General features: G+C 61.3%; 27 protein-coding genes, 1 tRNA gene and 3 pseudogenes. 20 read left to right on the top strand and 11 right to left on the bottom strand.

Going from position 1 to position 22,822, the window contains the following annotated elements:
* Window positions 1-102: 102 nt before the first annotated feature.
* Window positions 103-786: a phosphoglycolate phosphatase gene (locus NKI58_RS23385; protein ID WP_352682754.1), complete on the top strand. Its 684-nt coding sequence runs from the start codon at window positions 103-105 to the stop codon at window positions 784-786.
* 103 nt (window positions 787-889) lie between these two features.
* Window positions 890-964: transfer RNA gene (locus tag NKI58_RS23380), tRNA-Val, on the top strand.
* A gap of 276 nt (window positions 965-1,240) precedes the next feature.
* Here the strand turns inward: NKI58_RS23380 and NKI58_RS23375 are convergent.
* A complete protein-coding gene (locus NKI58_RS23375) occupies window positions 1,241-2,350 on the bottom strand; it encodes a hypothetical protein (protein WP_352785096.1) in 1,110 nt (369 codons plus the stop codon).
* A 203-nt stretch (window positions 2,351-2,553) separates the two neighbouring features.
* Between NKI58_RS23375 and NKI58_RS23370 the strand changes: the two genes are divergently transcribed.
* The gene (locus NKI58_RS23370) at window positions 2,554-2,805 is read left to right on the top strand and encodes a PepSY domain-containing protein (RefSeq protein WP_023675031.1); all 252 of its coding nucleotides are present in this window, start codon (window positions 2,554-2,556) and stop codon (window positions 2,803-2,805) included.
* 126 nt (window positions 2,806-2,931) lie between these two features.
* Window positions 2,932-3,407: pseudogene (locus NKI58_RS23365) on the top strand (hypothetical protein).
* A gap of 11 nt (window positions 3,408-3,418) precedes the next feature.
* Here the strand turns inward: NKI58_RS23365 and NKI58_RS23360 are convergent.
* Both NKI58_RS23360 and NKI58_RS23355 read right to left on the bottom strand, forming a co-directional pair.
* Window positions 3,419-5,323: a L,D-transpeptidase family protein gene (locus tag NKI58_RS23360; RefSeq protein ID WP_352785102.1), complete on the bottom strand. Its 1,905-nt coding sequence runs from the start codon at window positions 5,321-5,323 to the stop codon at window positions 3,419-3,421.
* Between the two features lie 219 nt (window positions 5,324-5,542).
* Window positions 5,543-6,289: a 3-oxoacyl-ACP reductase family protein gene (locus NKI58_RS23355; protein WP_352785104.1), complete on the bottom strand. Its 747-nt coding sequence runs from the start codon at window positions 6,287-6,289 to the stop codon at window positions 5,543-5,545.
* A gap of 98 nt (window positions 6,290-6,387) precedes the next feature.
* Between NKI58_RS23355 and NKI58_RS23350 the strand changes: the two genes are divergently transcribed.
* Window positions 6,388-7,002, top strand: coding sequence for a TetR/AcrR family transcriptional regulator (locus NKI58_RS23350; protein ID WP_023675027.1), 615 nt, complete (start codon window positions 6,388-6,390; stop codon window positions 7,000-7,002).
* A gap of 34 nt (window positions 7,003-7,036) precedes the next feature.
* On the opposite strand, the gene NKI58_RS23345 is transcribed toward NKI58_RS23350, so the two are convergent.
* The gene (locus NKI58_RS23345; protein WP_352785108.1) at window positions 7,037-7,945 is read right to left on the bottom strand and encodes an alpha/beta hydrolase; all 909 of its coding nucleotides are present in this window, start codon (window positions 7,943-7,945) and stop codon (window positions 7,037-7,039) included.
* 47 nt (window positions 7,946-7,992) lie between these two features.
* Between NKI58_RS23345 and NKI58_RS23340 the strand changes: the two genes are divergently transcribed.
* Window positions 7,993-8,445, top strand: a complete 453-nt coding sequence (locus NKI58_RS23340) for a MarR family winged helix-turn-helix transcriptional regulator (protein WP_352456748.1) — start codon at window positions 7,993-7,995, stop codon at window positions 8,443-8,445.
* Between the two features lie 27 nt (window positions 8,446-8,472).
* Here NKI58_RS23340 and NKI58_RS23335 read toward each other — a convergent pair whose 3' ends face one another.
* Window positions 8,473-9,084 (bottom strand): pyridoxamine 5'-phosphate oxidase family protein, encoded by a 612-nt coding sequence (locus tag NKI58_RS23335; RefSeq protein WP_352636725.1) that lies wholly within the window; start codon window positions 9,082-9,084, stop codon window positions 8,473-8,475.
* A gap of 159 nt (window positions 9,085-9,243) precedes the next feature.
* On the opposite strand from NKI58_RS23335, the gene NKI58_RS23330 reads away from it, so the two are divergent.
* Window positions 9,244-9,672: a nuclear transport factor 2 family protein gene (locus NKI58_RS23330; RefSeq protein WP_352636726.1), complete on the top strand. Its 429-nt coding sequence runs from the start codon at window positions 9,244-9,246 to the stop codon at window positions 9,670-9,672.
* A 23-nt stretch (window positions 9,673-9,695) separates the two neighbouring features.
* Here NKI58_RS23330 and NKI58_RS23325 read toward each other — a convergent pair whose 3' ends face one another.
* Complete coding sequence (locus tag NKI58_RS23325; RefSeq protein ID WP_352456745.1) at window positions 9,696-10,049, bottom strand: gamma-butyrobetaine hydroxylase family protein; 354 nt, start codon at window positions 10,047-10,049, stop codon at window positions 9,696-9,698.
* A gap of 199 nt (window positions 10,050-10,248) precedes the next feature.
* On the opposite strand from NKI58_RS23325, the gene moaA reads away from it, so the two are divergent.
* The gene (gene moaA / locus NKI58_RS23320) at window positions 10,249-11,244 is read left to right on the top strand and encodes a GTP 3',8-cyclase MoaA (protein ID WP_031211306.1); all 996 of its coding nucleotides are present in this window, start codon (window positions 10,249-10,251) and stop codon (window positions 11,242-11,244) included.
* Window positions 11,245-11,299: 55 nt separating this feature from the next.
* Window positions 11,300-11,773: a hypothetical protein gene (locus NKI58_RS23315; RefSeq protein WP_352456743.1), complete on the top strand. Its 474-nt coding sequence runs from the start codon at window positions 11,300-11,302 to the stop codon at window positions 11,771-11,773.
* A 51-nt stretch (window positions 11,774-11,824) separates the two neighbouring features.
* Here the strand turns inward: NKI58_RS23315 and NKI58_RS23310 are convergent, their stop codons facing one another.
* Window positions 11,825-12,154, bottom strand: a complete 330-nt coding sequence (locus tag NKI58_RS23310) for a hypothetical protein (protein ID WP_352826631.1) — start codon at window positions 12,152-12,154, stop codon at window positions 11,825-11,827.
* A gap of 23 nt (window positions 12,155-12,177) precedes the next feature.
* Window positions 12,178-12,615, bottom strand: a complete 438-nt coding sequence (locus NKI58_RS23305; protein WP_352825213.1) for a cobalamin biosynthesis protein — start codon at window positions 12,613-12,615, stop codon at window positions 12,178-12,180.
* A gap of 136 nt (window positions 12,616-12,751) precedes the next feature.
* On the opposite strand from NKI58_RS23305, the gene NKI58_RS23300 reads away from it, so the two are divergent.
* The 11 genes and pseudogenes from NKI58_RS23300 (at window position 12,752) to NKI58_RS23250 (ending at window position 20,837) form a co-directional block, all read left to right on the top strand.
* The gene (locus tag NKI58_RS23300) at window positions 12,752-13,108 is read left to right on the top strand and encodes a hypothetical protein (RefSeq protein ID WP_023675018.1); all 357 of its coding nucleotides are present in this window, start codon (window positions 12,752-12,754) and stop codon (window positions 13,106-13,108) included.
* A gap of 122 nt (window positions 13,109-13,230) precedes the next feature.
* Window positions 13,231-14,151, top strand: a complete 921-nt coding sequence (locus NKI58_RS23295) for a DMT family transporter (protein WP_352785121.1) — start codon at window positions 13,231-13,233, stop codon at window positions 14,149-14,151.
* 74 nt (window positions 14,152-14,225) lie between these two features.
* The gene (mobA, locus tag NKI58_RS23290; protein WP_352785124.1) at window positions 14,226-14,855 is read left to right on the top strand and encodes a molybdenum cofactor guanylyltransferase MobA; all 630 of its coding nucleotides are present in this window, start codon (window positions 14,226-14,228) and stop codon (window positions 14,853-14,855) included.
* Window positions 14,852-15,361, top strand: coding sequence for a molybdopterin-guanine dinucleotide biosynthesis protein B (gene mobB / locus NKI58_RS23285; RefSeq protein ID WP_023675015.1), 510 nt, complete (start codon window positions 14,852-14,854; stop codon window positions 15,359-15,361). The genes mobA and mobB overlap by 4 nt, the downstream gene beginning before the upstream one ends.
* 213 nt (window positions 15,362-15,574) lie before the next feature.
* Window positions 15,575-16,357, top strand: coding sequence for an ABC transporter substrate-binding protein (locus tag NKI58_RS23280; RefSeq protein ID WP_023717637.1), 783 nt, complete (start codon window positions 15,575-15,577; stop codon window positions 16,355-16,357).
* 118 nt (window positions 16,358-16,475) lie between these two features.
* The gene (locus tag NKI58_RS23275) at window positions 16,476-17,189 is read left to right on the top strand and encodes an ABC transporter permease (protein WP_023675013.1); all 714 of its coding nucleotides are present in this window, start codon (window positions 16,476-16,478) and stop codon (window positions 17,187-17,189) included.
* On the top strand, window positions 17,186-18,013 hold the full coding sequence (locus NKI58_RS23270) for an ABC transporter permease (protein ID WP_352785127.1): 828 nt from the start codon (window positions 17,186-17,188) through the stop codon (window positions 18,011-18,013). The genes NKI58_RS23275 and NKI58_RS23270 overlap by 4 nt, the downstream gene beginning before the upstream one ends.
* 58 nt (window positions 18,014-18,071) lie before the next feature.
* Window positions 18,072-18,947 (top strand): annotated as a pseudogene (locus NKI58_RS23265) (NAD(P)-dependent oxidoreductase); the annotation flags it as partial.
* Window positions 18,948-18,956: 9 nt separating this feature from the next.
* Window positions 18,957-19,661 carry a DNA alkylation repair protein gene (locus tag NKI58_RS23260; RefSeq protein WP_352785129.1) on the top strand — a complete coding sequence of 235 codons (705 nt, stop codon included), beginning with the start codon at window positions 18,957-18,959 and terminating at the stop codon, window positions 19,659-19,661.
* The gene (locus NKI58_RS23255) at window positions 19,621-20,202 is read left to right on the top strand and encodes a GNAT family N-acetyltransferase (RefSeq protein WP_352593605.1); all 582 of its coding nucleotides are present in this window, start codon (window positions 19,621-19,623) and stop codon (window positions 20,200-20,202) included. Before NKI58_RS23260 ends, NKI58_RS23255 begins: the two co-directional genes overlap by 41 nt.
* A 62-nt stretch (window positions 20,203-20,264) precedes the next feature.
* Window positions 20,265-20,837: a DUF3299 domain-containing protein gene (locus tag NKI58_RS23250; RefSeq protein WP_352593608.1), complete on the top strand. Its 573-nt coding sequence runs from the start codon at window positions 20,265-20,267 to the stop codon at window positions 20,835-20,837.
* Between the two features lie 11 nt (window positions 20,838-20,848).
* Here NKI58_RS23250 and NKI58_RS23245 read toward each other — a convergent pair whose 3' ends face one another.
* From NKI58_RS23245 to NKI58_RS23235, 3 genes and pseudogenes are all read right to left on the bottom strand, one after another.
* On the bottom strand, window positions 20,849-21,340 hold the full coding sequence (locus tag NKI58_RS23245) for an Lrp/AsnC family transcriptional regulator (RefSeq protein WP_023675006.1): 492 nt from the start codon (window positions 21,338-21,340) through the stop codon (window positions 20,849-20,851).
* A 201-nt stretch (window positions 21,341-21,541) separates the two neighbouring features.
* Window positions 21,542-22,233, bottom strand: a pseudogene (locus tag NKI58_RS23240) (uracil-DNA glycosylase family protein).
* Window positions 22,173-22,784, bottom strand: a complete 612-nt coding sequence (locus NKI58_RS23235; RefSeq protein ID WP_352785132.1) for a glutathione S-transferase — start codon at window positions 22,782-22,784, stop codon at window positions 22,173-22,175. Before NKI58_RS23235 ends, NKI58_RS23240 begins: the two are co-directional and overlap by 61 nt.
* Window positions 22,785-22,822: the final 38 nt, after the last annotated feature.

Here is a 22,822-nt window from a genome sequence, read left to right as displayed (position 1 = left end):
GGGCTGGTCAAAGGACCTTGCCCGCGGTGGACAAGCCGGCTTGCCTGAACGGGCCGCAGCGGTTATCGCCTGCCGGCAATCAAAATCGTCACAGGACAGGCCATGACCCGACCGATCATCGTGTTCGACCTCGACGGGACGCTGATCGACACGGCGCCGGACCTGCTCGACAGTCTCAACCACAGCCTTGCCGCCAGCCAACTCGCGGCCGTCGACGAAGCCGGCTTCAGGCGCTTCGTCGGCCATGGCGGCCGGGTGATGATCGAGCGGGCCCACGCCGCGCAGCACAGGTCGCTGGCAGTGGAGGAGCACGACCGCCTGCTCAAGCTGTTTCTGGACCATTACACCGTTAACATCCCCGGCAAATCGCGCCCCTACCCCGGCGTCCCGGAGGCGATCGCACGGTTCGAGGCAGCCGGTTACCTGCTGGCCATCTGCACCAATAAATACGAGGCCAATTCGGTGGCGCTGATCGAGGCGCTCGGTATGACCAGGCATTTCGCGGCGATCTGCGGTCAGGATAGTTTTCCGTTCCGCAAGCCCGACCCGCGCCATCTCACGCAGACCATCGCGCGCGCCGGTGGCGACCCGCATCGTGCACTGATGGTCGGTGATTCGCAGACCGACATCGACACGGCGAAAGCCGCCGGGATTCCGGTGGTGGCAGTCGATTTCGGCTACACCGATCGCCATGTGCGAGAGTTCGAACCGTCGGCGGTGATCTCGCATTTCGATTCGCTGACGCTCGATCTGGTACAAGGGCTGATGGCCGCGGCAGAAGGCTGAAAGCTGCCCATCGGGCGGACCGCCAGATGCCGACCGACAAGTGGTTGACTTAGCAGGCCGGCCTCCCTTATATCGCGGCGCGCTTGGCCTTCGGGCAACGAGCGGGCGATTAGCTCAGCGGGAGAGCACACCCTTCACACGGGTGGGGTCGCAGGTTCAATCCCTGCATCGCCCACCATTTGCTTTCCTGAATCAATTCCAAATCAGAGCGGCTAGTGGTCAAAATCTGACGCTTGGTGCCGAAGCAGTGGCCCGCTCTGGGTAAACCTGCCTTTCGCTCCGGCTGCTGACGCGGCTTTATCGCGCCTACTGCAAGCATATTGCCCATTCGGCAAACTCGCGCGTCGAGGCCGTTTTCAGCGGCGCGAAGCAATCCCCGCCGCCTCGGAGCGGCTGGAGCGCCCGTCGCGGTCATCAAGCGGTCGCTCGCTACGCTCCCGCTACGGACTCGATGTCACCCATTGTGAGGCCGCAGCCCGATCACGGTCCGCGCTAAACCCAACCCGAACCAAAGTGTCCACAGGGACATCACCAGTGATGCCACGACCCAGACGAAGCTGCCCAGGGTGACTCCGAGCCACATGCCCAGGGGCCAACCGAGGAAGGCTCCAATTCCGGCCACGACTGCGATGTACGATGCCCAGACCGGCGTGGCTCGGTGAGTGGTCTGCGCCTCGTTGCCAGCGATCACGGCAACGGCCAACGCCAAAAACATGAAGCCGTTAGCCTTTCCTTCGGAAAATGCCCACCAGGCCTCGAAAGTTGCCGTGTCCCCGGCGGCAGCAGCGGCGGAGACCACGGTGGCCCCGGCCACCGCGGTCGTCATGGTCCAGAGGGCGCCGACAGTCAGCACACCCCAGGCAGACAACGTCCACCACGCCTCGGTGAGGCGCGATCTGGCCGCCAGCACGATCAGACCTGTCAGGACGAACAGTGATAGCGCTACCGCGGAAACCCAATGGATGATCGCCCATCGGACAGGGTCGTCGGTGATGACTCCCATCTGGCGACCCATATCGGGATCGATCGGACCATGGCCGACCAGCGCGCCTGCCAGCAGGATAGAGGCGATCGCAAGCCAAACTCCTGCTACGCGCGTTCCTTCTTCTGTGTTTGCCATAGAGACCTCGCGCAGTAATGGTCCCATGTCCCATCTAGCGCCAGATTTCAAACGGTTGCAAGATGGCCAATGATCGGAACGGGTCAACTGACGCCGTAGCATTGCCACGTCTGTACGACCGGAAAGGGTCGGAACAGTTAATCCGCATCGGGCACCAAGCGTCAGATTTTTACCACTAGCAGCTGCAGGTAGCCCCCCTCGCCGCCAAAATTCTTTTGGGCGAAATTCAAAGCGCTGGTGTAGCTCGTATAGCTCTCGGAACTGGCAAACGTTGGAGCCGGCTCGCACCTTCATCTGCTCGATATCCCAGAACGAAACCTCGATGCGGTCGTCGGCGCAATAGACCGTATAGCGTTCAGGTTCCGGCGCCTCGGCTTTCTGGACAGGCATCGAAATGGCCGGAATGGAAAATATGAAAAGTACAAATATGATGGCATGACGCATTTGCATGTAAAACCCGAATGACCACCGGCACTATTACGGCCGCGATGTTGAGGCGACGCATCATGATTTTAAGCAGTCGCCGTGTTCTTTCGGCAGCCATAAATCAGGTACGGACGGCGCCTCCTTGTTGCGCAACGGTCCGCTATCCTGGAACAAACCTGCATGGAAACGAGTTTCTGCTCATCGAAATGTGAGGGAAAGCCATGTCCAGACTTGTTTTGGCGGCCGCCGTGCTGCTTGTCGGCGGATCGGCCTTTGCCGCGGACGAAAATCCGGTGCCGCCGCAGAATGCCAAGAAGCTGTCGGAAATCATCGCCAAGGTCGAGCAGCGCGACGACTTCCGCTACATCAAGGAAATCGATTGGGACAGCGATGGCTACACCGTCATTTATTACACGAGCGACAAGGCGAAAGTCGAAATCACCTATGATCCGGTGACAGCCGCGCCGAAATGAAGCTGGCCGCCAACGGTCCAGATTCTAAAAAATGGCGCGCCTCGAAGGCCCCGGCCTTCGGCACACCCTTGCGTAGATATGACTTTGATGGCTGACTGGGTGCTATCATTGCGCGCGGGGGTGGGCATGGCGACGGTAAGGCACGTATTGAAACGCTTTCTGATGATGTTCGCGGGTTATTTCATAGCGGTACTGGTTGGGCTGATCGCGGTGGCGGCGATCTATGGCGGGCTGAGCTCGCTGCCAAATGCGCCAAGTTACTTCGACGTCATGGGTGTCACACCTGTCGCAGTGCTACTATTGCCACCGCTCGGCATGTTCATCTATTTTCTGACGATCGTGCTGACCGGCCTGCAGACGCTGATCTTCGCACTGATTGCCGAGTTCTTCTCGCTGCGCACTTTTTGGCTGCACATGGTCTCGGCGCGGCGGCCGCGGTTGGCGGCTTCGCCTTGATCTGGCCCAGTGTACCGGATGACACGAACCCGGAGCGCTGGGCCGATATCGGCATCATTGCCGCCGCAGGCGTTGTCGCGGGCCTGGTCTATTGGCTCATCGCCGGACGCGATGCCGGTTTCCGGCGTCCGCTGTTTCAGCGCTAGAACCGCATTCGTCAGCTTGCCGGCGAACGCACCGCTTCCGTGCTGTCGAGCGCCTGCTGCAGCCTTGTATCCCGGCCGTAGACGTCGTTGAAGTATTCGACCTTGCCGGACAGGTCCGGCCATGCGGTGAAATAGGCGACATAGACCGGGATCTTGCGTGTCACGTCCTCGGTCGAATGTCCGTGTTTCAGTTTGTCCTCGATGTAGTCGACCGAGGTGCCGAGCACGGCAGCGGCCATGCCGCGCGGATCCTGCAAGCGAACGCAGCCATGGCTGAGCGCACGCATGTCGCGCTGGAAAAACGACTTCTGCGGCGTATCGTGCATGTAGATTGCATGCTTGTTGGGGAACAGTATCTTCAGCTCGCCAAGCGCGTTGGCCTCGCTCGGCAGCTGGCGCACGCCGTAGGGTATCTTTGCGCCGTAGGCGCCCCAATTGACCGAGGACGAGGGAATGCGCTTGCCGCGGGCATTGACCACCTCGTAGCCGGCGCGGTCGAGATAGCCAGGATCCCGGCGCAGCCGCGGCAGCATCTCGTTGACCAGGATCGACTGCGGCACGCCCCAATAGGGATGAAAGTCGACCTGCTCGATCTGATCATAGAAGAAAGCAGTCTGGTTGGTGGGCCTGCCGACGACGGCACGGGTCTTCAGCTTCTCCTCGCCATCATCGATATAGCTCGCGGTGAAAGCCGGCTGGTTGATGAAGACGCGCGGGCTGCCAAGGTCGGAAGGCAACCAGCGCAACTCTTCGAGCGCAACCCGAACCTTCTGAACTTTGTCGGCCTTGGACGTTCCGGCCAACGATGCAACGGTACGCGGGCCGATGACGCCGTCGCCTTTCATGCCGGCCCGTTTCTGCACCGCCTTGATCACCGGCACCAGCTCCGGATCGTAGACCTCGCTGGTAGCGAGCCTCGCCAGGACCTCGCCATAGGCGCCGCCCATCTCGTCATCGAGATTGCGCGCGATCTTTGTCAAAAGCTTCGGCAGCTCGGGGCTGGTCTGCCCCGGCTTCAACAGCAGATTGGGATCGATGGTGATTTCGTCTTCGGCGCTGGCCTGGAGCGCTTCCAGTTCGACGCGCAGCGCCTGATACTCGGAATTCTGTGGATGCCGTGACTCGAGATAAGTGCGCACTTGCTGGGTATGGGCCAGCGTCTTCAGCACCCCATCCATGTCGAGCGGCTTCGGCGGAAGATCGTAGTAGCCGGTCATTCGGTTGGGATCGACGCGGCCGCTTTGTGCGTCACGGGCGTAGCGCAGGACACGCGCCGACAGCGCCATCTCGAAGCGGACCAGCTCTTTCAGGCGTTCATCGACATTGCCCGCCGATGTGCCTGCTGCCGGAACTTCGACGGTGTAGTCGGCGGGCGTCAGGCCGTAGCTCGCGGCCTCGCCCAGCACCCGCACGGCATCCTGGGCACGGCTGCTGGGACTGGTTCCCGTCACCCAGATGAAATCCGGATTGGCCGAGTAATAGGCGATCAGCGCCTTGGCGATGTCCTTCTCGGCGTAGAGATCATAGCCGTCGAGGCCGGCAATGGCTTCGCGGAATGCAGCCCCGGTGGCCGCCGGCTCGAAAGCAGCGTCCTGAGGCGTTGCTGGTTCAGGCGCTGCCGACAGTGCCGAAAAATCGACGCGCACCAGCGGATCGCTCTTGTAGGTATAATAGGACGGGCCGCTGATTTGCGCACCACCACCGCCCCCACCACCGGAAGCGGCCGGCGCCTTGGGCTTCGGCTTGTATTTTGACGGTGGCGGCGGAAAGTTACCTTTCGGCGGCGCGTGTTTGACGCCGCCGCCGAAAAGCATGTCGAAGAACCCTTGCGCTTCAGCCTTCGGCGCCCCGAAGGCCAGCATTGCCGCGGCGACCGCAAACGGCAGCACGGTTGCTTTGTTTCCAAGGAGTTTCATGGATCACCCGCTCCGGTTGAACCGGATCCCGTTCCGCACCGCTTTCACGGTCTCGCCCACCGCATGGCGGATGTAAGGCGTGACTACACTGATTCATACTGATTTCGTTAAGCTTTCATAAATTTCGGAACGTCTGTTGCAGAACGGTTTCACAACGTCGTGACGGGGGAGCGAATCCGCCGTCGCTCCCGACCAATGGTAGTGCCCGTGAGCCAAACCTCAAGCGTTGGCGCCGCCGTCGATGGTCAATGCCGCGCCTGTCACGAAGCGCCCTTCGGGGCCGGCAAGCCACGCAACCATGCCGGCGATCTCGTCGGCCGTGCCGAAGCGAGGCATCGCCATCTTCTGGCGCTGATGCTCGGCGTGCGGGCCGCCTGCCGGATTCATGTCGGTATCGGTCGACCCCGGATGGACGACATTGGCGGTGATGCCGCGCGGACCGAGATCGCGTGCAAAGGCCTTGGTCAGGCCAACCAAAGCAGCCTTGCTGGCCGAATAGGCGCACAGGCCGGCGTCGGTGGCACGCTCGGCCAGATTGCTGCCGATCGAGATGATCCGGCCACCCTCACCCATATGCGCTGCTGCCGCCTTGGCGGCGACGAACGGGGCTCTGAGGTTGACCTCCATCGTCTCGTCGAAGTCGGCAAGCGACAGGGCATCGATCGGCGCAGCGCGCCAGATGCCGGCGCTGTTGACGAGGATGTCGAGCCGTCCGAAGGCTTTTGCTGCCTCATCGACTGCCGCCTCGATCGCCCCAGCATCGCGATTGTCGGCCTTGATGGCAAAGGCCCGGCCGCCGGCCGCCTCGATTTCCCTGACCACCGCACGCGCCCCTTCCTCGCCATTCACATAGGTGATCGCCACGCCTGCGCCGTCGGCCGCGAGCCTTCTTGCGATCGCCGCACCAATGCCGCGGCTGCCGCCGGTGACGAGGGCGGCCTTGCCGTTCAATCTTCTGGATGACACCTGCTTCTCCATTTTGTAGTGATTGATACATAAATATCTGCCAGCCTTGCTGAACCGCGTCAACCAAATTATGTATCGATCAATACAGAAAGGATGCCATGCCGGAACGAGGCCGCCCCCGCACCTTCGATCGAGCCGCCGCCTTGCGGCGGGCAATGGAAGTGTTTTGGGCCAAGGGTTATGAGGGCGCGTCGATAAGCGACCTGACCGCCGCAATGGGCATCAACTCTCCCAGCCTCTATGCCGCCTTCGGCAGCAAGGAAGCGCTGTTTCTCGAGGCAACCGAGCTTTACACGCGGGTCGAGGGAACCGAGATCTGGTCCGCGCTGGACAAGGCGCCGACCGCGCGCCAGGCGGTCGAGCGGTTCCTGCGGCAGACGGCCAGGGCCTATTCACAGACCGGTCGCCCGCAAGGCTGCCTTATCGCGCTCGGCGCTTTGCACCAGGATTCAAGCCGCGGCGCCATCTGCGATGATCTGCGCCGTCGCCGCGCCGAAAACCGCGAAGCCTTGCTGAGACGCCTCGAGAGTGGCGTGGCCGAGGGAGAGTTGCCGGCCGATTTCGACTGCGGTACGGCCGCGACCTTCTACGCGACCGTGCAGCACGGCATGTCGATCCAGGCGCGCGACGGCGCGTCGCGCTCGGCTCTTCTGGCGACGGTGGCCGGGGCGATGGCAGCTTGGATAGCGATGGCCAGCACCGGGGCGGCGTGACGGTCGAAACCGGCTGACAAGAACGATATTCAGGTCACTGCAGAGACGGCTCCAGTCTGCCGGCAACGAAGCCAACGGCACGCTCCGCCACACCCCTGTCGGCGAGAATGCGGCGGTGGCCGAGCCCGTCGGCCCAGTAAAGCCGCACATGGTCGCCGGCGCGCGCGTAGAGCCTTGCATGCTCGGCGGACACTTCGCGGTCGTTCGGCGCGTGGATCACCAGCGTCGGCAGCGGCGTGCTTGCGAGCTGGCGGTCACCGGTGAACTCGTGCAACGGCCGGCCGGCGATGCGCTCGACCCGGTCGGCCATGGCGGCCTGCGAGCGCGAGCCGACATTCAGCATGCGGCTGAAATCAGCGAAGATCGCCGGCAGCGAGCTCGGCGCGGCGATAAGCACCAGCCGCCCGGCCGCCAATCGCGGGATGTTCCTGATCGAACCGGCGACGGCGTTGGCGGCAACGGCACCACCAAAGGAATGGCCGACAATGGCCGCGAACGGGCCGAACCATTCGCCGGCAACCCGTGCCGCATCGACCGCACTGACCAGGGTAAGCCGGCGGCCCTGCGACTGGCCGTGGCCCGGCAGATCGAGCGAGACCACCTTGTAGCCGGCATCGCGATAGGCTTCGATCAGCGCGCGCATGTATTCGGTGCGCGAACGCCAACCATGGATGACGAGCACGGTGCCGGCAGTCGCCCTGCCCGGCTCGGGCCGGAATTCATGCACCATGACGCAGCCGGTTCTGGTCTTTAGCCGGTGATGGCGTGCCTGGGTCATGAAATCGGCGGCGCGATCAATTGCGCGGCGCTCGCCTTCGCTCAAGCTCTTCTCGTGCGGCGTGCGGCAGAACAGCTCGAATGCAGCACGCCCGGTGAGTCGCGGTGCCACATGCTCAGCCACGCCGAACGTGCCGCGGATGACCTTCAGTCCAAATGATGCCATAGTGGCGATCCATTCATTGGTTCAAGCATGAACATAATAGTTCAAACATGAACATTAAGCAAGACCTGCCCTGGGACAACCCGCGTTTTCGCAACTGGGTCGCGGTGGCGCGCGCCTGCCATGTGGTGGAACGCACCCTGGCGGTGAAGCTTGCGCCGCTCGACCTGAAGCCGGCGCAGCTCGACGTGCTGATGAACCTCTACCGTCATCCCGGCATGTCGCAGCACGACCTTGCTCGTCGGCTGCTGGTCGGTCGCTCCAACATCACCATGCTTTTGCCTCAGCTGGAGACCCGTGGCCTGCTGCGCCGCGAGGGGGACGAGAAGGACAAGCGCGTGCTGAGGCTGACGTTGACAGAGGCCGGCGAGGCACTGCTGATGCAGGCGCTGAAGGTCCATATGGCGCTGATCGAGAAGGCGATGAGCCAGTCGACGCCGGAACAATGTGACATGATCGGCGAACAGATGCGTAGGGTTGCCGAGGTTTTGAAGACCGCCTGACAGCCCAGTGCTCCACCACCAAATGCTTCACCACATCGATTTTTTCGCGCGCTCGGGCCATTCCTTGTCGTAGACCTCGCCGTCAATGTTCTTGCGGCTGGTGATTTCCAGGATTTGGCCGGGAGTCGGCAGCGATCTCGGGTCGACATGCCTTGCCGGATTCCACAGTTCCGATCGGTGGATGGCGCGGGCGCACTGGAAATAAACCGCATCGATCTCGATGATCGTCACCGAGCGCGCCGGCTTGCCCTCGACGGCGAACGAGGCGCAGAGCCCGGTATCGGTGGTGATGTGGGCGCGGCCATTGACGCGCAGCGTCGTGCCGGAACCCGGCACCAGGAACAGGAGCGCGACGCGCGGATCGCGAAGGATGTTCCTTAGCGAATCGGCACGGTTGTTGCCGCGCCGGTCCGGCATCATCAGCGTTTTCGGATCGTGGATGCGGACGAAGCCGGCGAGATCGCCGCGCGGCGAGCAGTCCAGCCCTTCTGGCCCGCAGGTTGCGAGCGCGGCAAACGGCGAAGCCTCGATGATAGCTGCGTATTCGCGAATCAGTTGGTCGAGTTCCTTGACCACCGACGCCTCGCCGGGCGGGCCATAGAGCGCTTCAAGCTGTTCGATGCTGGTGATCATGGACATGTTTTCGTCTCCAAAGCTTTGCCGGCGCTACTCCAGATGGATGACGTTTTCACGACAAGTGCCCGTTTGCCGGTCATCAGGAAACGGGTGTCGAGGCAACGCAAACAAGGGCAAACCGCTTTACCTGCATGATCGTGCCAACGGATACGGAGGTCAAAAATGGATAAACCGCTCGACCGGCGACGCACCGCCATGGAACTTATTGAAAACATGTTCAATGTTGAAATGCGTTTCCTGCAATCAGGCTCGGAGAGCCTCGATGTGCTTGCCGGCGCATTTCATGCCGACATTGTCGTGCATGAGCCGCGCTCCCTGCCCTATGCCGGTGACTGGAACGGCCTCGACGGCGTTGGCGCCCTTTTCCGCAAAATGCGGGAAATCTGGAGCGACGTGGCGGTGGAGGACCTTCAGGTCGCCCAAAACGATGACACGGTGTTCATGAGCTGCTCGCTTTCGCTGACATCGTGGGCCAATGGTGCAACCATCAAACAGCCGTTTGCCGAAGTCTTGCGCTTCAAGGATGACCGGCTGATCGAAGGCACGCCGTTTTATTACGACACCAGCGAGATACTGGCGATCCTGCGTTGACCTGAGAGTCCTGCGGGATCCATTCAACGGTCGCGGCTCAGCCCCTTCTCTTCCAGTTCGGCGAGATAGGCGGCCCAGCGTGCATCCTTCTCATGACCCAGCGTATGCAGGTAATTCCAGGTGAAGATGCCGGTATCATGGAAATCGTCGAAGGTGATGCGCACGGCATAATTGCCGACCGGCTCGATCTTCAGAATCGCTACATTGCGCTTGCCGGGAACGGTGACGCGCTGTTCGGGCGAATGGCCCTGCACCTCGGCCGATGGCGAGGCGACGCGTAGCAGCTCGGCCGACAATTCGAACGGCTGATGGCCCGGAAAGGTGACGGAAAGCAGCTTGCGGTCCTTCGAGACCCTAAGTTCTTTTGGCGCTGTCATGGTGGTGGATCCTGCGGAGAACTGCCCTTCCCTACGCCGCTTCGCGTCGAGGGAAAAGGCCGCATGGAAAGTTCCGACATGATCTGTCGGCGTCGGAATGTTACCGATGATCGCGAGCTTCTATCTTGAATGCCAAGTTGGCTCGTATCACATAGCCATATATAACGAAGCCGTTCACGCCCACGGGAAGCGCACAAGCATGGATATGATCGATCCTTTCGGTCGCACGATCACCTACCTGCGCGTGTCGGTCACCGACCGCTGCGATTTCCGCTGCACCTATTGCATGGCCGAGGACATGACGTTCCTGCCGAAGAAGGACCTGCTGTCGCTGGAAGAGCTCGACCGGCTCTGCACGGTCTTCATCGAAAAGGGTGTGCGCAAGCTCCGCCTCACCGGCGGTGAGCCGCTTGTGCGCAAGAACATCATGCACCTGGTACGCCAGCTTTCGCGGCATCTCGAGAGTGGTGCACTGGAAGAGCTGACGCTGACCACCAACGGATCGCAGCTTTCCCGCTTTGCCACCGAGCTCGCCGACTGCGGCGTCAAGCGCATTAACGTCTCGCTCGATACCCTCGATGCCGACAAATTCCGCCAGATCACCCGCTGGGGCAATCTAGACAAGGTCATGGACGGCATCGACGCCGCGCAGGCGGCCGGGCTAAAGGTAAAGCTCAACGCCGTGGCGTTGAAGGACTTCAATGACGCCGAATTGCCGGAAATGCTGCGCTGGGCGCATGGCCGCGGCATGGATCTGACGGTCATCGAAACCATGCCGATGGGCGAGATCGACGCCGACCGCACCGACCAGTATTTGCCGCTGTCGCTGCTGCGCGCGGCTCTCGAACGCCAGTTCACGCTAAGCGACATTCCCTACAAGACCGGTGGCCCGGCCCGCTATGTCCAAGTCGCCGAGACCGGCGGACGGCTGGGCTTCATCACGCCGATGACGCATAATTTCTGCGAAAGCTGCAACCGGGTCCGGCTGACCTGCACCGGCACCCTTTACATGTGCCTCGGCCAGGAAGATGCGGCCGACCTGCGCGCGCCGCTGCGTGCGTCGGAAGGCAACGAGCTGGTCGCCGATGCCATCGACGAAGCAATCGGCCGCAAGCCCAAAGGCCACGACTTCATCATCGATCGCCGCACCAACCGTCCGTCGGTGTCGCGGCATATGAGCGTCACCGGCGGCTGATTTTTCGCCGATTTCGTGCAAGAATAATCACCTTGGTATCGGCGCGAGGCAAGGCGTGCAGCGGTTTTTTGCAGTCCTGACGTTTTTCGGAGTGATGGCGGGGACCACGGCAGTTGCCGCGCCATTTACCTACACGAACGAGCGCTTCGGTACCATCTGCACCTATCCGGATGAAATCTTCACTCTTCGCCAGCCTGAGCCGGACAATGGCGATGGACAACAATGGCTCACTGCCGATGGCGCCAGCCTGATCTGTTCGGGTATCCTCAACATCGATGATGACACCCCGACAGCCTTCGTCTCCGCCGAGAGGGCCAGCAAGGAACCTGGCTACAGGATCACCTACAGCAAGACCGGCAAGGACTGGGCGGTGCTGTCGGGCATCAAAGGCGGGAACATCTTCTATGAACGCCGCCTGTTTGGAAAAGACGGTGTCATCCGCACGGTCTGGATCGACTACCCGCCAGCCCTGAAATCGAAATACGACCCGCTCGTCGATGCGATCGCCGGCAGCCTCAGGGGACCGTGAGCATCCGGCGACGTCAGAACTTATTGGCAGCCTATTGTTTTTGCTAGCGAGTCACGGTTGTTGGCGCGTGTAGTCATATCGTACGGCAAGCCATTTTTTGCCGCTGCCATTGGCCTGGAGGAAATGTTGCTCGGCCACTTCGTGATTGTCGCCGTCCCTGGAAATGACGAAATCGGAGGCCGTGAACCGCCCTTCGACCTCGGGGCCGAAGCCGACGAAACCAAGCGGCTGGAACAGCAGTGAAATCTTGCCGTCCTCCTCGCCACCAAAACTCCAGGCGGGCATGATCCCTGCCGGGAAACGGGTGTCCATGGAGACATACTTCCAGCGGCCCTCCACCCGGTCATAGCTCAAATAGGCTATCCGCTGGAAGTCCGGCATTTTCGACCCGGGCGCCGGGCGCATCACCTCCTGCATGAAGGACCGATCATCGTGCGCTCGGCCACCAGCCCGGTCATGATGATCGGCTGCGCACCGGGCGTTGGCCAGATCGTGTTGACGACGGACCATTTCCCGACGCGGCGAGCGAGCTCATCCGCTTCGTGACCCGGCGTGGACATCCGTTCGACTGCCGACGCCGAAGCGCCGTTCTCGGCGAACGCAGGCGATATCGCCATGAGGATAACCGCCAGGGCAGAAGAGAACCGGAAAGCCGACGAAACATGCCGCCTGCTGCCTGTGCCAAGCCAGTCCGCATTGCCTCGTGCATTCATCATGGACCATCTCCCCAATACGATCAGAAGCTTACAATGACCAATTTGGTGAATCTTGCCGAGCAAATTTGATCTCGTCGAAAAATTTTCCTCGAGCCGCAGTGTGATAAATTTGCCCTCCGAACCCATCCTTTAGAACGGCACCTTTTTTTGGGGTAACACCCAGAAAAGGTCTTGTCCGCAAACGGTCATCGGATTTACCGCAAGCCCATTCGGGCCTAGCCTCTGCTCTGGAGCGGTTCTTCGCCCAGTGGGGGAATACGATATGCGCAAACTCATTCTTTCTCTTGCATTGCTCAGCCTCGCGGCCCTGCCCGCGGCGGCTCAGTCGATCGGCGGCACCTATGCCGTGGCCGGCACCAATTTCGATGGGTCGTCCTATGGTGGCGACGCCACGATCACGCTGACCAGCGAGACGACCTGCACGATCCATTGGGAGACAGGCGGCTCGTCCTCGGACGGTATCTGCATGCGCAACGACGATGCCTTCTCCGCCGGCTATGTCATGGGCAAGGCGGTCGGTCTAGTCGTCTACAAGGTGCAGGAAGACGGCTCGCTGCATGGCCTGTGGACGATTGCCGGCAAGGAAGGCAACGGCACCGAGGTACTGACGCCCAAATAAGCCCTGCCGCTCTTGCGCGGCAGATGTCACGGGCCACAGAAAGGCTGTGGCCCAGCCCTTTGACGTTGCTGTCTTGTGGGTGCCTGCTAGACGCTTGCTGCAGGACTCACCCGGTAACCGCCTTGCCTCTTTCGCCAAACCTCCGCGGCGCGTTGTTCATGATGGTGGCCATGGCTGGTTTCACTCTCAACGACGCGATCACCAAATTCTCATCGGAATCGATGAACATGGCGCAGGTCATGCTGATCCGCGGCGCCTTCGCTTCGCTTTTCGTTGGCCTGCTTGCGTGGCAGCGGGGCGCGCTTGCCCGGCCAGGTTCGATGCTGCAGCCGACCGTTGCGCTGCGCGTCGCCGGCGAGGCCGGCGCCACCGTGTCGTTCCTGGTTGCTCTGGCGCATCTTCCGATCGCCAATGTCTCCGCCGTACTGCAGGCGCTGCCGCTGGCGGTGACGATGGGCGCCGCGCTTGTGTTCAACGAGGGCGTCGGCTGGCGGCGCTGGCTGGCCATTGCCGCCGGTTTTGCCGGCGTGCTGATCATCGTGCGGCCCGGCTTCGAAGGGTTCAGCGTCTTTTCTCTGCTGGCGCTGGCCAGCGTCGCATGCTGCGCGGTGCGCGATCTCGCTACCAAGCGGATCCCGCAGGCAATTCCGACCTTGCTGGTGTCGAGCGCCACCGCCCTTGCCATGACAGTTCTGGGCGCGGCACTGCTTTCGCCGATGGGCGGCTGGACACCGATGACAGGACAAAGCACGGCGTTCCTGGCGCTGGCGGCGGTGCTCGTGCTCATCGGCTATCACTTCATCATCACGGCGATGCGGGTGGGCGATATCTCCTTCATCGCGCCGTTTCGCTACACCGCCCTGCTCTGGTCGATCTTGCTTGGCTTCACGATCTTCGGCGATGTCCCCGATCTGCCGATGATCCTCGGTGCCACGATCATCATCGCGTCAGGCCTCTATGCGCTCTACCGCGAACGGATCGTCGGACGGCGAAAAACAGCCGCCGAAAGCACTGGACCGGACATGGCGCCGGACGGCATATAGAGTTACTGTCGACTAGAGTGACTGTCGACGACTGTCTGATTTGAAAACTGGATTTTGGGTCTAGGCAGCAAACGATGGGGCGACATATCGCAGGGATCATTCTGGCCGGCGGCCGATCGAGCCGGATGGGTGGCGGCGACAAGACGCTGCTTGCGCTTGGCGCCGGTACCCTGCTCGACCGTGTCGTTTCGCGCCTTGGCCCGCAGGTCGGACCGCTTGCGCTAAACGCCAATGGCGATCCGACACGGTTTGCCGCGACGGGGCTTCCGGTGCTTGCCGACACTGTCAAAGGTTATGCCGGGCCGCTTGCCGGGATCCTGACCGGCCTCGAATGGGCTTCCGACACGACCTGCCAGGCGCTGGTCACGGCTGCCGGCGATACGCCTTTCCTGCCCAGGGATATGGTCGAGCGGCTGCTCGCGGCAGCCGACGAACGCCCCGGCTCGATTGCGGTCGCCTGTTCCGGCGGCAAACGGCATCCGACCTTTGCACTCTGGCCGCTAGGGTTAGATCAGGTCTTGCGACAATTTCTCGTCGAGGAAGACAACCGGCGCGTTGCGGCGTTCATCGACCGGCACGGTTTTGTCGAGGTGGAATTTCCCATCCTGAAATCCGGCGGGGCCGAGATCGATCCGTTCTTCAACATCAACACTCCCGACGACCTTGCCCAGGCCGTGTATCTGTTGCAGAGCATCGAGCCATGAAAAGACGTATTTTCGGCATCACCGGCTGGAAGAACTCCGGCAAGACGACATTGACCGAAAAGCTGGTAGCCGAACTCGTCCGGCGCGGCTGGAAAGTGTCGACGGTAAAACACGCCCATCATGATTTCGACATCGACAAACCCGGAGCGGACAGCTTTCGCCACCGGCAGGCGGGAGCGATGGAGGTCGCGGTCGTGTCGGGCAGGCGCTGGGCGCTGATGCACGAATTGCGCGGCGAGGACGAGCCGACGCTAGACGCGATCCTGTCACGGCTGGCACCGTGCGACATCGTGTTGGTCGAGGGTTACAAGCGCGAAGCGCACAAGAAAATCGAGACGAGACGGCTCGAGGCCAAGGACCGGACACCGCTCTCGGCAGGCGATCCACACATTGTCGCCATCGCCTCCGACTTCCCCATTGTCGGCGAAGACCTGCCGGCCTTCGATCTCGACGACACGAATTCGATAGCTGACTTCATCGAGCGCGCCACAAGCCTGTCGCGCTGAAAATGCGGCAGAAGACAGTTTCCGCCCACTTGCTTTCCAATTTAGGCGTCTGACCCAGCGTCATCGCTTTCTGAACATGACCTTCCCTCAAGCGACGGTTTTGCAGTTGCTTTTTCTTGGGAAAGAATGGGAATATCGCATCAGCGGGCGGTCAAAAGCACCGCCCACAGAGCCGTTCGGGAACGACGGCCGGGACCAACAGAGAGGACCATTATGCGTATTGCACTGCGTATCGCGCTTGCCGCTTCGGCTGCGCTGCTGACGCTTGGCGTTGCCCAGGCCCAGGAAAAGACCTTGAGGATCGGCACCGAGGGAGCCTATCCCCCATTCAACAATCTGACAGCCGACGGCCAGCTCGTAGGCTTCGATATCGACATTGCCAAGGCGCTCTGCGACGAGATGAAGGTGAAGTGCACCTTTGTCGCGCAGGACTGGGACGGCATCATTCCCGCCCTTCAGGCAGGCAAGTTCGACGCCATCGTCGCGTCGATGTCGATCACGCCGGAACGCGCCGAGAAGGTCGACTTCACCCACAAATATTACAATACGCCGCCGGCGATTGCCGCGCCCAAGGACACCGACATCAAGGGTGTCACCAAGGAAGATTTGGCCGGCAAGACGATCGGCGTGCAGGCGTCCACCACGCATTTCAACTATTCGACCAAGACTTATACCGACAGCACCGTCAAGCCGTACCCGACCGCACAGGAATACCAGCTCGATCTGGCCAATGGCCGGCTCGATGCCGCCAATGACGACATCGTCGTGCTGCAGCAATGGCTGGATTCGCCGGACGGCGCCTGCTGCAAGCTGGTCGGCACAATCAAGCCGGTCATCGAAATCCACGGTCCGGGCGCCGGCATTGCCGTGCGCAAGGGCGAGACCGATCTGGTCAACCAGTTCAATGCGGCGATCGACGCCATCCGAGCAAACGGAAAGTACAAGGAAATCAACGACAAATACTTCAAATATGATGTTTATGGCGGCGAGTCCTGATCGACCGACATACGAGGACTTGAACGGCGGGAGATTCCCGCCGTTCTTATAAGGATGCCGCGCACGAGGGGTGACGCGGCACGGGTCTCAAAGAGCCTCAAGGAGAACAGGCAGGCGGATGCAGAGCGCACTGACGCTTCTCAGTTGGGGACCCGAAGGCTGGCTCGACGACATCGCCGCGGGTGTGTTTGTCACAGTATGTCTTGCGCTGGCCACTCTGCCCTTCGGGCTGACGCTCGGCTTTTTCGTGGCGCTGGCCAAACAGTCGGAAGAGCCGTCGCTGAGACTGGCCGGGAACATCTACACCACGATTTTTCGCGGAATACCCGAGCTGCTCACGCTGTTTCTGATCTTCTTCGGCATCCCATTGATCCTGCAGTACATTGTCCGGCTGGTGAGCCCCGGAACGTCCGCCGACGTCAACAGCTTCGTCGCCGGCATGATCGCGCTCTGCTTCATTTTTTCCTCTTATTCCAGCGAGGTGTTTTTATCCGCCTTCCGCGCCATTCCAAAAGGGCAATATGAGGGAGGCTATTCGGTTGGCCTGTCCAGCGGCCAGACGATGCGGCTGATCGTGCTGCCGCAGTTGATCCGCATCGCGTTGCCCGGACTTGCCAATCTCTGGCTTATCCTGCTCAAGGACACCGCGCTCGTCTCGGCCGTCGGCCTCAACGAGATCCTCCGGCAGAGCGGGGTTGCCGCTCGCGTCACCAAGCATGCCTTCCTGTTTTACGGTTTTGCCGGCCTGATCTATCTCCTGCTGGCGATCGTCTCCTCCTTCGGCATCAATGCGATCGAACGAGCGGTCGGCGGCAGCGAGGTCAAGAGATGAGCCTGGCCACCGACACGCTGAAGGTCGACCGGCCGCCGCCGCCCGCACGCGGCTGGTCGCGTCAACGCATCCTCGGCCATGTCCTGGTCGGCCTGTGGATCGCTCTCGGCATTGGCATGGTCGTCTACCTGATCGCTGCGTGGAACCCGGAGTTCTTCCAGAAATATGCACCCGGCTACATATCCGGCCTCGGCATCACCCTGTTGCTGGTTGCCATCTCGATTGTGCTTGGCGCGATCCTGTCGGTGCCGATCGCCTATGCACGCATGTCGAAGAACCCGATCCTTTCGGGGTTCGCCTATGCCTATGTCTATTTCTTTCGCGGCACGCCGCTGTTGGCGCAGACCTTCCTGGTCTACTATGGGGTCGGCTCCTTCCGGCCGGAGCTCGAGATGGTCGGACTGTGGGGCTTCTTCCGCGAAGCGTTCAACTGCGCGATCTTCGCCTTTTCGCTGAATACGGCCGCGTACCAGGCCGAGATTTTGCGTGGCGCAATCGAGAGCGTGCCGAGGGGACAGTGGGAAGGTGCCGCCTCGCTCGGCCTGCACAAACTGCAGACGATGTGGAAGATCATCCTGCCGCAGGCGCTGATCGTCGCGTTGCGCCCGTATGGCAACGAGATCATCCTGATGATCAAGGGCTCGGCAATCGTCGCCATCATCACGGTCTACGATTTGATGGGCATCACCCGGCTCACCTATGCGCGCACCTTCGACTTTCAGTCGTATATCTGGGCGGCGATCATCTATCTGATCATCGTGGAAACATTGCGCCACGGCGTCGAGTGGATCGAACGGCGCATCACCATCCATCTACACCGCTGACTCCCATCGCCTTGCCTGATCCGGTAAGAAGACCGCAAAGCAGGCTTCCAAGGGATTCGAAAACATGGCTTCGGTGGCATTTCTTGGTCTTGGCGTCATGGGTTATCCGATGGCCGGACATCTCAAGAACAAGGGCGGTCACGACGTCACCGTCTACAACCGCACCAGGGCCAAGGCCGAGCAGTGGGTTGCCCAGCATGGCGGCAGCTTCGCCGCGACACCAGCAGAGGCGGCCGCGGGCAAGGACTTCGTCTTTTCCTGCGTCGGCAATGACCACGATCTGCGCTCGGTGACGACCGGTGCCGAAGGCGCCTTCAATTCCATGAAGAAAGGCGCCATCTTCATCGACAACACCACGGCATCGGCGGAGGTCGCGCGCGAACTGGCGCAGCAGTCGCAAGCGTGCGGGTTTGCGTTCCTCGACGCCCCGGTCTCCGGCGGTCAGGCAGGCGCCGAGAACGGCATGCTGACCGTGATGGTCGGCGGCGAGCCCGACGCCTTCGACAGGGCCAAGCCAGTCATAGATGCTTATGCCCGCATGGTCGGATTGATGGGATCGGCCGGGGCTGGCCAACTCACCAAGATGATCAACCAGATCTGCATCGCCGGCCTCGTTCAGGGCCTGGCGGAGGGCATCCATTTCGGCAAGAAGGCTGGGCTCGACATCGAAAAGGTAATCGAGGTTATCTCCAAGGGCGCCGCCGGTTCCTGGCAGATGGAGAACCGCCACAAGACGATGAATGCCGGCAAATATGATTTCGGCTTCGCCGTCGACTGGATGCGCAAGGATCTTGGCATCTGCCTCGCCGAGGGCGACCGCAACGGCGCCAAACTGCCGGTGACGGCACTTGTCGACCAGTTCTACAAGGACGTGCAGGCGATGGGCGGCAAGCGCTGGGACACGTCCTCGCTGCTGGCGCGGCTGGAGAAATAGGATTTCACCGTGGCCGAGCTTTCGCCTCAATCCAGCGCCGATGAAATCGTCGCTCATCTGCGCTCGATCGCCTCGGAGGAAAATCGACTTGGCATGCTGCGCTACGGCATCAAGATCGAACGTGCGCTCGGTATCTCGCATGGCGTGCAGCGGCAGATTGCCAAGAAAATCAAGCGCAACCATGAACGTGCCTTCGAGCTTTGGCAGACAGGCATCATGGAGGCGCAGTTCATCGCTTCCGTGACAGCCGATCCGGAGCGGTTCTCCGCCGCGGATGCAAGACGATGGGTGGCGACTTTCGATTCCTGGGATATCGTCGACGGGGTCTCCGATCTCTTTGTCGATACGGATTGCTGGAAGGAATTGATCGCCGAATTCGCGGTCGACGAACGGGAATTCGTTCGACGCACGGCTTTTGCGATGATGGCCTGGTCGGTAGTCCACCGGAAGAAGGAACCCGAGACGACCTTCCTCGAATTCCTGTCGATCATCGAGACGCATGCGACCGACGGCCGCAATTTTGTGAAGAAGGCCGTGAACTGGGCGCTTCGTTCGATCGGCAAGCGATCGATGAATTTGCACGGCCCTGCCCTTGCCGTGGCGCTAAAACTGGCGGCCTCGACAGACAGGACCGCACGCTGGATCGGCAAGGGCGCCGTGAAGGAACTTTCCGATGCCAAGACGCTCGAGCGGCTCGCCGCCAGAAAAGCTTGACCTGAGCGAAGTGCGCTTCACGGAGGTGACGCAATCGACGCGCGCCGATTTCGAAAACCTGTTCGAGCAATCCGGCGGGCCGAAATACTGCTGGTGTATGGCTTGGCGCAATCTCGACCGCCGCGAGCATGTCGAGAACGACGAGAAGAAACGCGCGATGATGACGCTGATCGACGCCGGCACGCCGGTCGGCATTGTCGCCCAGATCGATGGCCGGACCGTCGGCTGGTGCTCGATTGCGCCGCGCGAGACCTATCGCAGGCTGTCGCGGCAGCAGGACGATAGCGAGATGGGCATCTGGTCGATCGTCTGCTTCTATGTACCGAAAGCGCTGCGCGGCGGCGGGCTGGCAAGCGCATTGCTCAACGCGGCCATCGATCACGCCTTTGCCAAAGGCGCCAGGACGATCGAAGCCTATCCCGTCGACCAGGCTTCGCCGAGCTACAGCTTCATGGGTTTTCGCGACATGTTCGCCGCCCGCGGCTTTCGCGAGATCGGCATGACCGGCTCGCGCCGGCATGTGATGCGGCTTGAACGTTGACCTGTGAGGCAGCGGCAGCTTTACTTGATGTCCGCAGATCAAGGCTCAACGGCGGAGCAGCGATGAGCAACCGTTTTAAATCAGGCACGATCATGGCAACTGCCTTGTTGGCGTCCGCGATCGCGGCAAGCGCTTCCGCCGGAACCATGCATATTTTCTGGAAGGATCTGCGCCCGGCGACCCAGGCAGCCGCCGAAAGCGTCGGACTGCCAATGATCGCGGCCAAAATGCCGGATCATGGCGAGACGCTCTCACTCAACTTGCAGGACAAGACCGTGCAACTCGCAGGCTATGCGCTGCCAGTCGACCGCGATGGTGATCTCATCTACCAATTCCTGCTGGTGCCGTGGACGGGAGCCTGCAGCCACATGCCGACGCCGCCGCCCAACCAGATCGTCCTCGTCACGCCTGCACACCCTTACAGGATGTCCGAGGCCTACCAGCCGGTTTCGGTGACCGGCGCATTACGGCCGGGCATGGAGAAGAGCCAGCTTTTCATCCTTGACGGCATCAGCGTCATCCAGTCGGGCTACACCGTGCGCAAGGCCGAGGTGGTCAATGTCGACACCGTGCCGGACACGATCACGCTGCCGGTCAACTCGCCCTGGAGTTTCCTCAACAAAAAGAAGAACTAAGCCGAAGAATCTCAGGCGGCGTTGGCGCCGGACTCCTTGTCGAGCATCATGTAATCCAGCGGCATCTCGGTCGTGTATTTGATCTGCTCCATGGCGAAGGAAGACGACACGTCGCGGATCTCGATCTTGGCGATCAGCCGCTTGTAGAAGGCATCATAGGCGGCGATATCGGGCACCACGACGCGCAGGAGATAGTCGACGTCACCGCTCATGCGGTAGAATTCGACCACTTCCGGGAATTCCTGGATGACCTCCGAAAAGCGCCGCAGCCATTCATGGCTGTGCGAATTGGTGCGGATCGAGACGAACACCGTGACCCGCACATTGACCTTTTCATGATCGAGGATGGCGACGCGCCGCTTGATGACGCCCTCTTCCTCGAGCTTCTGGATGCGCCGCCAGCACGGCGTCGTCGACAGGCCGACCTTCTTGGCGACGTCGGCGACTGCAAGCGTCGCATCCTCCTGCAGGAGGCGGAGAATTTTTCTATCAAGGCGGTCCATTGGGTGCTCCCCTGATGCAAGTCGTCCAAGTGCGCAGCGGCCTTGGCACAACGACATGCATAAAAACAAGAATTTAACGCGCGTCCCCTCATGCGCGGCGCGCTTCGAGGAATGGATTACCATAATCCCTCTTGCTCGAGCCTATTACAAGAAAGAAATTCTGCCGCATAGTGCGAAAGCGAGTGATTTCTTGCTGAATGCCTAGCCGAGGCGATAGCGGATTTCCGATCTCAGAAAGGGCAGCAAATCCATTTCAAACCATGGATTGCGCTTCAGCCAGCCGGTGTTGCGCCAGGACGGGTGCGGCAGCGGCAGGACTTTCGGGTCGGTTGCCGCCGCCCAGATGGCACGCCAATCCATGACCGTTTCCGTCAGCGAGGGACGGCGCGCCGCGCCCATATGCCAGCTTTGCGCGTAGATGCCGATCGTCAGCACCATATCGACTTGCGGCATCAGCGCCATCAGCGATGTGCGCCATGCCGGCGCACATTCGCGGCGCGGCGGCAGGTCGGCGCCCCTGGCGTCCTGACCGGGAAAGCAAAAGCCCATCGGCACGATGGCAAACTTCTCCGTGTCATAGAATTCCTCGCTGCCGACGCCCAGCCAGCTTCGCAGCCGGTCGCCGGAGGCGTCGGTGAACGGCATCCCTGTGATGTGAACCTTGGTACCCGGCGCCTGGCTGGCGATCAGGATGCGGGCGCTCGAAGATGGCCTGAGCACCGGACGCGGCTGGTGCGGCAACGGCCTGCCGGCCGGCTTATCGACGCAGATGCGGCAGGCGCGTACCCGCGCCGTCAAGGTTTCCAACTCTTCGCTCATTCGGAATTCATTGTCAGGCGGCGGCACTCGCCCGGCTCGAGATTGCCTGATGCCAGCGCAGCACGTTGGTGCACTCTTCGGGTACCTTGATGCGAGCCGGCTTCATGAAGTCGATGGCGACCAGCCCGGTGATGTCGGCGATCGAATAGGCATCGCCGGCGACGAATTCCCTGCCGGCGAGCTCAGTGTCCAGAAATCTCAGGAATTCGATCGCCTTCGGCTTGTTGGCCTCGCCCCATTCGGGGATTTGCGGGATCTCCCATTCCCTCATTGCGGGGTGGATGTGCCGGAACGCCGCGGCGACGCAGCCGAACAGATTGAACTCCACACGTCTTTGCCACATCTCGACGATTGCCTTGCCGAGTGCGCCACGCCCGAACAAAGCCGGCTCGGGGTGCAGTTCCTCGAAGTAACGACAGATTGCGACGGATTCGGTGATGATGGTGCCGTCATCGAGCTCGAGCACCGGCAGACGCTTCAGCGGATTGCGCGAGCTGACCGGCTGCTCTTTGTGCTCCAGCGCGCCCATGTCTACGGGCACCAACGGAACCTGAAGTCCCTTTTCGGCCAGAAAAATCCGAACCCGACGTGGATTGGGCGCGCGCCCGCCGTCGAACAGCTTCATCTCCATCCTCCTCGTCCGTCCCGACGAACCATAAGCAC

It is taken from the genome of Mesorhizobium sp. M0522, from assembly GCF_040321085.1.
Classification (GTDB): Bacteria; Pseudomonadota; Alphaproteobacteria; order Rhizobiales; family Rhizobiaceae; genus Mesorhizobium.
Note: the sequence above shows the minus strand (reverse complement) of the source record. Positions and strands in the feature narration are given on the sequence as shown.